This window comes from Acinetobacter sp. NBRC 110496 (assembly GCF_000876115.1).
Taxonomy (GTDB): domain Bacteria; phylum Pseudomonadota; class Gammaproteobacteria; order Pseudomonadales; family Moraxellaceae; genus Acinetobacter.
The window spans coordinates 84,531-97,672 of sequence record NZ_BBTF01000009.1 but is presented as its reverse complement, the minus strand read 5'-3'; the positions used below and the strand labels follow the sequence as shown (position 1 = coordinate 97,672).

The 13,142-nt window shown below is 43.8% G+C and carries 13 protein-coding genes; 2 read left to right on the top strand and 11 right to left on the bottom strand.

The window, feature by feature from the left end; all coding sequences use genetic code 11:
- The 5 genes from Aba26S_RS07060 to ribF all read right to left on the bottom strand — a co-directional run.
- Positions 1-206 (bottom strand): NADPH-dependent FMN reductase (locus Aba26S_RS07060; protein WP_043970995.1); only part of this gene is annotated, 206 nt, incomplete at its 3' end.
- Between the two features lie 105 nt (positions 207-311).
- The gene (locus Aba26S_RS07055; RefSeq protein ID WP_043970993.1) at positions 312-794 is read right to left on the bottom strand and encodes a peptidylprolyl isomerase; all 483 of its coding nucleotides are present in this window, start codon (positions 792-794) and stop codon (positions 312-314) included.
- A gap of 1 nt (position 795) precedes the next feature.
- Complete coding sequence (gene lspA / locus Aba26S_RS07050) at positions 796-1,326, bottom strand: signal peptidase II (RefSeq protein ID WP_162130233.1); 531 nt, start codon at positions 1,324-1,326, stop codon at positions 796-798.
- A 4-nt stretch (positions 1,327-1,330) separates the two neighbouring features.
- Positions 1,331-4,168 carry an isoleucine--tRNA ligase gene (ileS, locus tag Aba26S_RS07045; RefSeq protein WP_043970990.1) on the bottom strand — a complete coding sequence of 946 codons (2,838 nt, stop codon included), beginning with the start codon at positions 4,166-4,168 and terminating at the stop codon, positions 1,331-1,333.
- Positions 4,169-4,230: 62 nt separating this feature from the next.
- The gene (ribF, locus tag Aba26S_RS07040; protein WP_043970988.1) at positions 4,231-5,232 is read right to left on the bottom strand and encodes a bifunctional riboflavin kinase/FAD synthetase; all 1,002 of its coding nucleotides are present in this window, start codon (positions 5,230-5,232) and stop codon (positions 4,231-4,233) included.
- A 207-nt stretch (positions 5,233-5,439) separates the two neighbouring features.
- Between ribF and Aba26S_RS07035 the strand changes: the two genes are divergently transcribed.
- Positions 5,440-6,573 (top strand): TDT family transporter, encoded by a 1,134-nt coding sequence (locus tag Aba26S_RS07035; protein WP_043970986.1) that lies wholly within the window; start codon positions 5,440-5,442, stop codon positions 6,571-6,573.
- Positions 6,574-6,635: 62 nt separating this feature from the next.
- Entirely contained in the window at positions 6,636-7,202 is a 567-nt protein-coding gene (locus Aba26S_RS07030) for a hypothetical protein (RefSeq protein ID WP_005277756.1), read from the top strand.
- Positions 7,203-7,252: 50 nt separating this feature from the next.
- Here Aba26S_RS07030 and Aba26S_RS07025 read toward each other — a convergent pair whose 3' ends face one another.
- The 6 genes from Aba26S_RS07025 to Aba26S_RS07000 form a co-directional block, all read right to left on the bottom strand.
- Positions 7,253-7,864, bottom strand: coding sequence for a TetR/AcrR family transcriptional regulator (locus tag Aba26S_RS07025; protein WP_032862454.1), 612 nt, complete (start codon positions 7,862-7,864; stop codon positions 7,253-7,255).
- A gap of 243 nt (positions 7,865-8,107) precedes the next feature.
- Positions 8,108-8,908, bottom strand: a complete 801-nt coding sequence (locus tag Aba26S_RS07020) for an ABC transporter ATP-binding protein (protein WP_043970981.1) — start codon at positions 8,906-8,908, stop codon at positions 8,108-8,110.
- A 13-nt stretch (positions 8,909-8,921) separates the two neighbouring features.
- Entirely contained in the window at positions 8,922-9,725 is an 804-nt protein-coding gene (gene ssuC / locus Aba26S_RS07015) for an aliphatic sulfonate ABC transporter permease SsuC (RefSeq protein WP_043970979.1), read from the bottom strand.
- The gene (gene ssuD / locus Aba26S_RS07010; RefSeq protein WP_043970977.1) at positions 9,722-10,897 is read right to left on the bottom strand and encodes an FMNH2-dependent alkanesulfonate monooxygenase; all 1,176 of its coding nucleotides are present in this window, start codon (positions 10,895-10,897) and stop codon (positions 9,722-9,724) included. The genes ssuC and ssuD overlap by 4 nt, the downstream gene beginning before the upstream one ends.
- Positions 10,898-10,918: 21 nt before the next feature.
- Positions 10,919-11,824: a sulfonate ABC transporter substrate-binding protein gene (locus Aba26S_RS07005; protein WP_370538956.1), complete on the bottom strand. Its 906-nt coding sequence runs from the start codon at positions 11,822-11,824 to the stop codon at positions 10,919-10,921.
- A gap of 94 nt (positions 11,825-11,918) precedes the next feature.
- Complete coding sequence (locus Aba26S_RS07000) at positions 11,919-12,908, bottom strand: sulfonate ABC transporter substrate-binding protein (protein WP_043970973.1); 990 nt, start codon at positions 12,906-12,908, stop codon at positions 11,919-11,921.
- Positions 12,909-13,142: the final 234 nt, after the last annotated feature.

Here is a 13,142-nt window from a genome sequence, read left to right as displayed (position 1 = left end):
CACTGTTGTTGTTTAGGTTGATCATAAATGCCTGTCGCAGGTGGGTGAGAACCGGCAAATAGGGGTAAGTCCCATTCCTTAAGATCAACAACTTCAGTTTGAATATCTTTTAAAGCAAATTCAGTTGTTGCTTGTTGTACCCAATTGGCGACTTTAATCGCGGTACGCCCTTCGCGTACACTACCAACAATAATATAAATGAGCATATTGAAATTCCTGTGTTATTGCTTTGATTCTAAAAATAAATAGTTGTTTATGATCTTATACTTTTCTTTAGCGTAAAAAAAAGCTCTCATTTGAGAGCTTTTTTGTTACATCAATTTGATGCCTTGCTGACCCGCAGGGGTGACTTTGAAGATTTCCACTTCAAAGGTAATATTTTTTCCTGCGAGTGGATGGTTAAAATCGATTTCTGTGGTGTCATCATTGACCGATTTTACAATACCAAACAAGGTTGCTTTGGCTTTATCTTCAAATTCAATCATATGTCCAACGATCGGACGCTGCTCAAATTTAACCGTATCGAAGATTTGGATATTTTCAGGATTCCAAGGTCCAAAAGCATCTTCAGGTGGTAAATGTACAGTACGACGGTCGCCTGCACGTAAACCAAAGAGTGCCTTTTCAAATCCTGGCAGTAAGTTACCATCGCCAATCACGAGGCTGACGGGTTCTTCACGACCACGGGTATTGTCGATTTCAACACCATTTTCAACCGAGACAGAAAAATGTAAGTCGACTTTTGAGCCATCTTGAATACGGATTTCTTCGTTTGGTTGGATAATTTCGTTCATCTTATGCATCCACGTTTTGGTTACGTTTCTTCTCAAGGAAGAAGGTATCAATCAGCAGTAAAATCGTGCCTAGCGTAATTGAGCTATCCGCAAGGTTGAAGGCTGGGAAATGGCTGTTTTGATAGTAAACATGAATAAAATCGACCACATAGCCTAAGCTGACACGATCAATCAGATTGCCAATTGCACCACCGAGAATCAACGCAATCGCCATCGGTAACACGATCATTTTCTTTGGCATACGCATCAGCCAGAAAATGAAAATCAGCGATACCACACCTGCTAAAGAGGTGAAGAAGTAGCGTTGCCAGCCGCCTGCGTCAGACAAAAAGCTGAATGCAGCCCCGTAGTTATGCAACAGCGTCCAATTTAAAAAGGGCAGTACAGGAACAGGATCTGCATAATTTAAATGTGAACTGGCAATCCATTTAGTCCATTGGTCCAGCACAATGGCGAGGACTGAAAGTCCAAGCCAAAGCAGGTTATGTGGATAAAATTGGAATAAGCCTTTTTTTGCTGGGCTAGTTTGCACAGAATTATGCATATTTTCTCACTTCGCCACTGCCAGTGACGTTGATAATACAACGAGCGCATAAACCAGGATGACCAACATGTGTATTTACATCTGGCAGTACATGCCAGCAACGTACACATTTTTCACCATCTGCTGCGGAGACTTGGACACGTAATCCTGCAAGATCCGTGCTTTCACCTTGTTCAGCATAAGGGTGAACGATGACTTGAGAGGTGATCAAGACAAAACGTAATTCATCAGCCAATTGGTTTAACAATGTCTGTAAGGCTTCATCTGCCCAAAGTTCAACTTTGGCAGATAAGTTACTGCCGATGAGTTTAGCGTTACGTGCGGCTTCAATCTGTTTATTTACTGCTGATTTTACGCTAATCAATGTTTGCCAATCTGCTTCAGACAGTAAGTTTGCTGTTGATGCGGTTGGGATGTCATACCATTCAGCCGTGAACACATATTTACCGGTTTGTTCAGGAATCAATGGCCAAGCTTCTTGTGCGGTAAAGCTCAAGATCGGTGACATCCAGCGAACAAAGGCTTGTACGATGTGATATAGCGCTGTTTGTGCAGAATGACGTGCTTGAGAATCTGCTTTAGTGGTGTACTGACGATCTTTGATGATGTCGAGATAGAAACCACCTAAGTCGTTAATACAGAAGTTGGTCAATGCATTGGTGACGATATGGAAATTCATCTCTTCATAGGCTTGCTGGATGGTTTTTTGAACCTCAGCAGCGCGTTGCAAGATGTATTGATCCAATGCAATCAGTTGGTCGACTGGCAAAGCATCTGTCGATGGTTTGAAACCATTCAAGTTGGCCAACAGGAAACGTAAGGTATTACGGATACGACGATAACCATCAGAGGCACGGCTAAAGATTTCCTTACCAGCCGTCATTTCATAGCGATAGTCCGCAGATGCGATCCAGAAACGTAAGCCATCTGCCCCCATATCTTTAATGATGTCTTGTGGGGTAATGATATTCCCCAAGGATTTAGACATCTTGCGGCCTTTCTCATCGACCACGAAACCATGCGTGAGCAGACCTTTATATGGCGCACGTTCATTGATGGCAATTGAGGTTAATAACGATGATTGGAACCAGCCACGATGTTGATCTGAACCTTCTAGATATAGGTCTGCTGGATCTTGTAGATCATCACGCTCGCGTAACACGGCATAGTGTGTTGTCCCAGAGTCAAACCAGACATCTAAGGTGTCACGAATGGCATTGTATTGCTCAGCATCAGCACCGATGAATTCGCTGGCTTCACGGTTATACCAGCCATCAATGCCTTCTTGTTCGATCAGTTTAGCCACTTCTTCGATCAATTCAGGTGTACGTGGATGCAGGGCATTGGTGTCTTTGTGTACGAAGAATGGGATTGGCACACCCCAAGTCCGTTGACGTGAGATACACCAGTCTGGACGACCTTCGATCATCGACTGAATACGGCTTTGGCCCCAATCAGGCACAAATTCGATCTCGTTTTCAATTGCATTCAAGGCATTTTGGCGCAGACCATTGGCATCCATGCTGATAAACCATTGTGGTGTTGCACGGAAGATAATTGGAGTCTTGTGGCGCCAGCAGTGAGGGTAGCTGTGTTTAATTGGCTGATGCGCCCATAGACGACCAACGGCACCCAATGCCTCAATGATTTGAGGGTTGGCTTTATAGATATGTTCCCCTGCAAAAATTGGCGATGTTGGTAAATAAACACCATTACCACCGACAGGGTTTTCAACTTTTAATTGATACAACAAACCGACTTTATAATCGTCCACACCATGGCCAGGTGCAGTATGAACGGCACCTGTACCACTGGTTGCAATCACGTGCTCGCCTAAAATGACAGGGACTTGACGATCTGCCAACAGCGGATGTTGTAAAAGAAGGTTCTCAATTGCAGCACCTTTGAAATCAGCGAGTACAACTGGATTTTCCAGTTTGTAACGTTCGATTGCTGATTCAACCAAGTCTTTGGCTAGAATAAAATTTTGCGTACCACGGTCAGTGGTCACTTGAACCAATTGATAGTCGATATCTGCGTGTAGCGCAACTGCTTGGTTGGCAGGTAAGGTCCATGGTGTAGTGGTCCAGATCACGATATCTGTCGCATCTTGAACCTCGACATTCAAACGTGTGCTGAGTTCTTTGAGATCAACTACGGTAAAGCCAACATCAATCGCATCGGATTTTTTATCTTCGTATTCAACTTCGGCTTCAGCCAATGATGAACCACAGTCCATACACCAGTTCACTGGTTTTAGACCCGGTTCGATATGACCTGCTTTGGCAATGGCACCGAGTGCACGCACGATATCCGCTTCTTGCTTGAAGTTCATGGTCAGGTACGGATTGTCCCAATCACCAAAAACGCCCATACGCACAAAGTCTTTCTTCTGTAATTCGACTTGGGTGTAGGCATATTCACGACAAGCTTTACGGAAGGTTGAAGCATCGACTTTAACGCCCACTTTACCGACTTTTTCTTCGACTTTCAGTTCGATTGGCAGGCCGTGACAGTCCCAACCCGGCACATAAGGTGCATCGAAGCCGTCTAAAACGCGGCTTTTAATGATGATGTCTTTGAGGACTTTATTGACAGCATGACCTAAATGAATTTGACCATTGGCATAGGGAGGGCCGTCGTGCAATACATATTTTTTCTTGCCAATACGCGCTTCACGAATCTGCTGATAAATGTTGTCGGCATACCACTCTTCTAACCATTTGGCTTCACGCACAGCCAAGTTTGCCTTCATGGCAAATTCAGTCGCTGGCAAATTGAGTGTGGCTTTATAATCCACTGCATTTTCAGGAGTTTGCTTATCGCTCATGCAAGTTTTCTTCCAGTTTGATCAGTTTGTAAACTGACACGTATTACAAATGAAAATTAAATTTAAAATGGAAATTCTGGTGTACTCGTCCGATAGTCTCGTAACTGTTGCACATCATGATTAATTCCAGCTTTGAGGGCTTCAAGCGAAGGGTAATTCAGTTCACCATGTAAATAGTGAAGGAAAGTGACCCGCATCAATAAGCCATACAGATTAGCAGAAACATCAGGGAAATGTACCTCTAATCGCCATTCAGGATGGACTTGTTTGATGGCTGGGCGTGTCCCTACATGACCTGCACCAAACAAACTGTCGGCTTGATAGCCTGTAATCCCGTTCAGGGCAGGATCGACATGTTTTACTTTTGCATTCAAGGATGCATTTTCACACACCACATCCACCGCATAAATCCCGTTTAAACATGGCTTATGGCGGTTTAAACGGACATTAATGGTTGGAAAGTCTAGGGTACGGCCAATCTGGTCACCATATTGCACACGACCTGTGATGCTATATGGACGGCCCAATAGTTTTGCCGCTAATGCCAGATCACCTTCTTGTAAAACCTGACGAATACGGGTTGAACTGACACGTTCATTATTTAAAGCCACGGTATTTAAATTGGTGATATCAAAACCATAGTCTCGTAAGAATTCACTGTTACCTTGACGGTCTTTGCCAAAATGGAAGTCATCACCCAACACTAGGCTTTGTGCATTGAGTTTTAATTTAAGTAGGTCAGCAAATTCAGTGGCATTTAAGCTTCTAAAATATTGGTCGAATTTCGCAACAGCAATGTAGTCCACACCGAGCTCAGTTAAATATTCTACTTTTTCTCTGAGTGAGCTGATACGCGGTGGAGCTTCATAACCTTTAAAAAATTCAAGTGGTTGTGGCTCAAAAATCATCACCAGTGTTTTTAGGCCTTGTGCCTCAGCCAACGTTTTGAGTTGAGCAATCATCGCCTGATGGCCAAGATGGACACCATCAAAATTGCCAATCGTTACCGCAGTTGGGGGTAACTGAAAGTCTGGCGATAATGCGTTGAGACGAAGCAACTTCATGGGCGTTAAATACAGTGATTTTTGCAAAGGCTATATATTGCCATATTCTCAGCGTTTCGTCTTGTTGTTGTGTTTTTACACAGAAAAATTTCAATATTTAAAGTTTTTATATCAATTAAATTGATTCATCAAATAAAAATAAATCAATTTTTCTTATTTAAGGATTGATCTAAAATAGCTTCATAGTCGCTTGATATCGAGATAGAGATGAAAAAGCCGTTTTATCAACTAGAGCAGAGCACCGATGTGATTCGCCATTTTACCCCAAACTGGTTTACTGCAACCATGGGTACGGGTGTGGTCGCAATGATTTTAGCACAGCTGCCTTTCGCTTCATCGATCTTATTTATGCTTGCGACCAAATTATGGCAGTTTAATATTCTGTTATTTAGCACCTTTAGTGTGCTCTATATCTTACGCTGGATTTTGTTCCCAACTGAAGCCAAGCAGATTTTTAGTCATCCGAATATGAGCCTGTTTTTAGGAGCGATTCCGATGGGTTTAGCCACCATTGCCAATGGTTTTCTCAGTTTTGGTACGCATTTATATGGTGATATTGCCATCCAGATTGCGACCTATCTCTGGTATCTGGATGTGTTTCTGGCAGTGGTAATTGCATGGGTGGTGCCATTTTGCATGTTTAGCTGCCAAGATCATCAATTACAACGCATGACTGCGGTGTGGTTACTCCCAATTGTGGCCTGTGAGGTCGCTGCCAGCTCTGCGGGGCTGTTATTACAGCACTTAGCAGCAGATCAGCATGCTTTAACCATCTTGATCACAGGCTATGTATTGTGGGGTATTTCTGTACTACCTGCGTTTGCAATCTTAACCATTTTGATGCTACGTCTAGCTTTGCATCAATTACCTGAGAAAGAAGTCGCGATTTCTAGCTGGTTATGTTTAGGGCCGATTGGAACAGGGGCATTAGCGTTATTATTATTGGGTGAACAAGCCCCACGTATTATGCAGGCGATGGGTTTCGAAGGCTTAGCGACATTACTTCCAGCCTTGGGCATCGTGGCAAGTTTGGTGCTATTAGGTTTTGGTTTATGGTGGTTTGGGATTGCGATTTTGACCACACTGCGTCATATGCGTACAGGGATTCCATTTAACTTGGGTTGGTGGGGACTGACTTTCCCATTCGGTGTGTTTATCTTGGCGATCTTTAACTTGGCGCATCAACTGCATCTCGACTTCTTACAGTATGTGGCCGTGGTTTTAAGCGTGTTGCTGGTGGGTCTGTGGGCACTGGTAATGAAGAAAACGCTGGCAGGAGCCTATAGCGGTCAACTATTTTTCTCTCCTTGTTTGGTCGCCTTACAGCAGAAGATGCAATAATATCAAGGTGTGCTAAAGCACACCTTTTTTGTGTCTCTATTTTGATTTGAACGAGTCTTTTTATGAATGCTGATGTTGCTCTGATTATGGCTTTGCCGAATGAATCTAAAGGCTTGTTTGAACAAGCTGGTATTGACGTTCATTACAGTGGCATCGGTAAAATTAATGCAGCATTCAAGGCCTTTGAAGTGATTCAAAAGACAGGCTGTAAAACGCTGATCAATCTAGGCAGTGCAGGTAGTTCACATTTCGACGCGCACAGTCTGGTTGAGGTGGTTACTTTTGTACAGCGCGATATGGATGTGTCTCCACTCGGTTTCGCAGTTGGAGTGACCCCGATGGATGACGAAATTCCTGCAGAGATTCATACCCAGCCCCATTTTGAGCTTTTACCCAAAGGGATCTGTGGTACGGGGGATTCGTTTGAAACAGGGATTCCAAAGGTTAGTTGTAATCTCGTCGATATGGAGGCCTATGCCTTAGCCAAAGTGTGCCAAAAGCTTGGGGTGCGTTTGATTTCAGTGAAATATATTACTGATGGCGCCAATGATACTGCGCATCTGGATTGGGAAGAAAATCTGCTGCTTGGAGCACAGAAACTCTTGGCACTGTATCAGGCGCATTTTTAAATCAAAAAGCCCATCAAATCGATGGGCTTCTTGGACAATATTTTGAGTGTTTAGCGTGGCAATACGCCGTATAACATCACATGTACAGTATGTTCGATCGTACGCTGGTACATACTACGGTTACGTAAGGTTTTACCTGTCACCATTTCAATCTGTGTTGAGAAATCCGCATAATTCTGTGTAATAGCCCAGATATTAAGAATCAACAATTCAGGATCAATTTCAGCTGATAACTTGCCTTGTTCTTGCCAGGTTTGAATGACTTTGGCTTTACGTTTAAACAGCTTTTTCAAAGGGCCTTTTAAGATCGGCAAAATATGTGGGGCACCTTGAATGATCTCAAGTGCAAATAAACGTGAGGCTTTGGGCTGGTCACGTGAGCTTTCGATTTTTTGAATTAAATAATGCGTGAGTGCTTCTGTTGGTTCAAGCTCTGACTCTAGGGTTTGCAAGGGTGCAAGCCACTTTTGTAAGACCGTGGTGAGCACTTCGACATACAGTGACTCTTTATTTTCATAGTAGTAGAAAATATTAGACTTGTGCATATTTGCGAGCTGTGCAATCTCATCCAGACTCGCGCCACTAAACCCATAGACGGAAAAAACATCGAGGGCAGCATTCAGCAGTTGATTGCGCTTTTGTGTACTTTTTTTCTGTTCCATCTGCGAGCTTAATTCAAAAAATGTCATTGACATTGTAAGATAAATTGTCGGATTTGTGCACAGTAACATAATTTTTTTATCGAAAAATCTATGCTTCTTAGACCAATGGTGACGATGTATTTGATAATTATTGAAATCTAAAACAGCGCATACATATTTTGTAAATAATTCATCAATTGTTCATAAAGCTGAACGGGCTTTTTGGTGGCTTGTATGGGGCTTTTCGGGGGGGATGAAACGGTTTTAGGTGGCTAAAACCGCATCAAGTACTTGCTGCTCAAGTTGCGCAAAGGCAATGCTCTTTTTCCGTGGGCGCGGTAGATTGACTTGAAAACTCTGTGCAATATGCCCCTGATCTAACAGAATAATTCGATCTGCCAATTGCACTGCTTCACTGACATCATGCGTAACCAAGATGGCGGTAAACCCTTGTTCTCTCCATAAACGTTCAATCAGGTTCTGCATCTCTAAGCGAGTCAATGCATCTAAGGCTCCCAGAGGTTCGTCTAAGAGTAAAATACGTGGGGTATGGGATAAGGCACGTGCCAGTGCAGCACGTTGCCGTTGTCCGCCAGAAAGCTGTGCCGGCCATTGATTGGCTTTGTCTTTTAAACCCACTTTTTCCAATAGTGTTGCGGCAAGTTGCTGCTGATCTTTCGGCAAGCCCAGTTGCACATTGTGTAAAACATTTTTCCAAGGCAGAAGGCGAGGGTCTTGGAACATGACACGGATATCTGCATTGGTAATCCCTTCACGAAAATTACGGGCAGATTGGAATTTGATTTCGCCATAACTGGCTTTTTCCAGTTGGGCAATCAAGCGCAACAGGGTACTTTTACCACAACCGCTACGTCCGACGATTGCCAGAAACTCACCTGCTTGAATTTTCAGGTCTAAGTCTTCAAGCACCTTGACGTCGCCATAAAATTTATACAGTTGCTCAATCAGAATATCTGCGCCATTGGCGGGTGTCGTTGTACTTTCTGGCTCAGTAATCGGTTGAATGAGATTGTTGTCATAAAAATTTAAATTGAGGTTACTCATCTTGATCTCCCTTTTATTTTTGATAGCCTGCATGCCAGCGCAGTAGATAACGTTCCAACACTTGAGCCAATACATCTGCTAATTTTCCGAGCAGGGCATACAGTAAAATCCCAACCAAGACGATATCTGTTTGTAAAAACTCTCGTGCATTCATGGTCATATACCCAATGCCTGCTTGTGCCGAAATGGTTTCAGCCACGATTAACAACACCCAAACCAGACCGAGTGCAAAGCGCAGTCCAACCAGAATGGATGGCATCGCCCCTGGTAAAATAATGTCTTTATAGAGTTGCCAGCGATTCAGTCCATAGCTTTTGCCCATTTCGATCAGTTGTGGGTCGACCGAGCGGATACCATGATAAGTGTTGATGTACATTGGGAAAAACACACCAACTGCTACTAAAAATAGCTTGGCAGTTTCATCAATCCCAAACCATAAAATCACCAGTGGAATCAGGGCTAGCGCAGGGATATTACGGATCATTTGTAAGGTAGTATCCAGCAAAGTTGAGGCAATACGTGATGAACCATTTAATAACCCTAAAATCAGACCTAAACCACCACCAACCAGTAAACCAAGTAGGGCACGACCTGCACTGACTTTGACATGTTGCCAAAGTTCTCCACTGATCAATAAATGCCAGAAGGCACTTACGACAGCAGTTGGGGCAGGCAATACTCTGCTTTGCAATACACCTGAACTTGAAGCTGCCTGCCAAATGAAAATCAATAAAATCGGGAACAGCCAAGGTAGCAGACCTTTGCCTATTTTTTGTGTTCCACGTGAAACATCATTCAAAAAAGGTTTTGTACTCATGCGTCCTCCTTGATCAAGCTTTTTGCTTCCTTGGTCTCAGGGACATAGTTATTGGCAATGATTTCTCCGAAAGGCCCAGTTAAATGCGGTTGTGCCAGTTTTTCACGGGTTTGAAGCGGTAATAGCGGGAACACCAGTTCAGCAAAACGGATGGATTCTTCCAAATGTGGGTAACCTGAGAAAATAAAGGTATCAATGCCTAAGTCGGCATATTCCTGAATTCTTGCAGCAACGGTTTCTGGGTCACCCACTAAAGCTGTTCCTGCACCACCACGAACCAGACCAATGCCTGCCCAAAGATTTGGTGAAACCTCCAGTTGATCTTTACGTCCGCCGTGTAACGCAGCCATACGCTGCTGACCGACTGAGTCCATTTGTGCAAATTTTTTCTGTGCTGCGGCAATCGTTGCATCATCTAAGTATTGAATCAGTTCATCTGCAGCGGCCCAAGCCTGCTCATTGGTCTCGCGCACAATCACGTGTAAGCGAATGCCATAATTCAGGCTACGGCCTTTGGCCGCCGCTTTGGCACGTAAATGTTCAATTTTCTGTTTGACTGCGGCAGGAGGCTCGCCCCAGGTTAAATAGGTATCGACCTGTTCAGCCGCCAGCTCCGTTGCCGCTTCGGAAGATCCCCCAAACCAGAGTGGTGGATAAGGCTGTTGCACTGGTGGATAAAGTAATTTGGCATCATCGACGCTTAAGCGTTCGCCGTGAAAAGTAAAAGCTTCACCTGTGTGTGAACGGGTGAGAATTTCACGCCAGATTTTGACATACTCGGAGGCGGTCTGATAACGGGTGCTGTGATCTTCATATAGACCATCACCTTTGAGTTCTTGTTCATCCCCGCCAGTCACCAGATTCAATAAAATACGACCATTCGACAGGCGATCAAAGGTGGCTGCCATGCGTGCTGCGAGTGCTGGTGTGGTGATACCGGGACGCAGTGCAACCAGAAATTTAAGCTGTTTGGTGGCATCAATCAGGCTGGCAGCGGTGATCCAAGGGTCTTCGCAAGAGCGTCCTGTTGGAATCAGTACCCCTGCATACCCCAGATTGTCTACGGCAACGGCAATCTGTTTCATATAAGCATGATCGACCTGACGAGCACCCTTGCTGGTGCCTAAATAACGACTATCACCATGAGTGGGAATAAACCAGAAAATATTCATATGCTTACCTATCTGTTGAAGTTATTTGGCTTGCCAAACAGCTTGTTTGATGCTGATGCTATTCGGGATAATGCCTTGCTGGGTAAAAATGTCGGCGAGCTGTTGTTGCTCCGCAATCACTTTGGCATTGAGTGGCGCAGCAGCAGAAGGCCGTGGACGGCGCTGCACAAATAAATTGCTGACCGCAGGTTTCAGGCCGGTACTTTTCCCAATCAGGTCAGCTGTTTCGCTTTGATGTTGTTGTACCCAACGATCTGCTTGGTTAATTTGTTTTAAGAGACCTGCAACTGCTTGAGGCGATTGCTGCACAAAATTTGGTGCAGCCAGATAAAAGGTATAATTTGGACTGAGATTTTGTCCTGTTGCCAAAACTTTGGCCTGATCTTCTAACTGGGTCGATGCATAATAAGGATCCCAAATGGCCCAAGCATCGACAGCACCTTTTTGAAAAGCGGCACGTGCATCGGCTGGGGTTAACCAGATCGGCTGAATATCACTCCACTTCAATCCTGCTTTACGTACGGCTTGTACCAATAAGAAATGTGCACTGGAACCTTTTTGTAGAGCGATACGTTTACCTTTAAGCTCACTCAGTTGCTTCAAGTTTGAGTTCTTTGGAATTAAAATAGCAGAAGCCAAAGGTTTTGCCGTTTCATAAGCGATATAGTAAAGCGGTTTTCCTGCCGCCTGCGCATAAACTGGAGGTGCATCTCCAGTCACACCGACATCAATTGAACCGACTGCGAGCGCTTCTAAAATCTGTGGACCTGCGGGAAATTCATTCCAGCTGACCTTGGCATTTGGGAATTCTTGTTCCAATAGTTTTTGTTGTTTGGCGATTGCAAAGTTAATCGAGCTTTTTTGAAAACCAATGCGCAGTTGCTTGACCGTTGGATCAACCGCCCAAACCGGAGTAGAAAGCAACATACTCAGGCTCGCCAAGGCGATGAGGCATTTGAATCGGTGGGCTTGTTGTTGCATTGCAATCTCCTTGAACTCGTATCTACTGATGAAAGGTCGGTTATTTTTTTGTGGTCAATAAGGCATCTTGAATGACGAGCTGCTTTGGAATGAGTTGTTGAGCGAAGAAGGCATCAGCAACATATTGCTGTTCTTTTGCAACTTTTTCAGAAATCGGCAGGACGCCAAAACCCATGCGGGAAATGGATGTTTTTAAGATGTCAAGCTCAAGTGCAGTTGGTTTTTCTAATAACTGTGCAGCAGCATCAGGATGGGTTTTGACCCAATCTGTAGTTTGGTTGAGTGTCGTTACCAAGGTGTTGAGAACTGCTGGATGACTTTCTGCAAATTGACGATCAGATAAATAGAATTGATGGTTACTGACCAAGTGTTCACCATTGGCAATCTGACGTGCATGAATTTGCTGCTCTGCTGCGGCAAGGAATGGATCCCAAATCACCCAAGCATCAACCGCACCTTTTTCAAAAGCAGCACGTGCATCTGCGGGGGGGAGATAAACAGGCTGAATATCCTTTAACGTCAGATTATTGGCTTCGAGTAATTTGAGTAACAAGTAATGAACATTAGAACCTTTATTCAACGCAACCCGTTTACCTTTCAGATCCTGAATTGATTGAATCGGAGAGTCCTTTGGAACAATCAAAGCCTCAGCAGTTGCTGCTGCAGGCTGGTTGGCGACATAAACCAAGTTTGGGTTGGCTGCTTGGGCAAAGATGGGCGGGGCTTCACCCGCTTCACCAAAGACCACACTACCGACATTTAATCCTTCTAACAGTTGTGGTCCAGCAGGAAATTCCACCCATTTTACGGTCACGCCTTGAGCAGCAAGATTTTTTTCTAATTCACCTTTTGCTTTGAGAATCGGCAAGATGCCATACTTTTGAAAGCCGATATTTAATGTTGTGGTTTCTTGTTTTGTTGTGGCTTGCTGCTCTGGTTTTTTTGCACAACCTACAACACCAATCACACTGGCAAGGCTTGCTGCAATGAGGGTCGATGTTGTCCATGAACGATGGATTGAAATAGCCATGTTGGTTATGCTCCCCGACAAATCAAAAGATTTAAATAAGATGAGCAACTAAGCTAAAGCTTTTTTTATTGCATAAAAAATAAGTAATCAGGCTTTGCTTATGATGAAAAGTGCAAAATAGAAGATTGCATAATCTTATCGATAAATGGAATAAGTGTTAAAAAATAAAGAATTATAAATGTTTGTTTTTTATTTATATTTCATGGTTTTTTTGTTTAATGAATTTATTCTTTA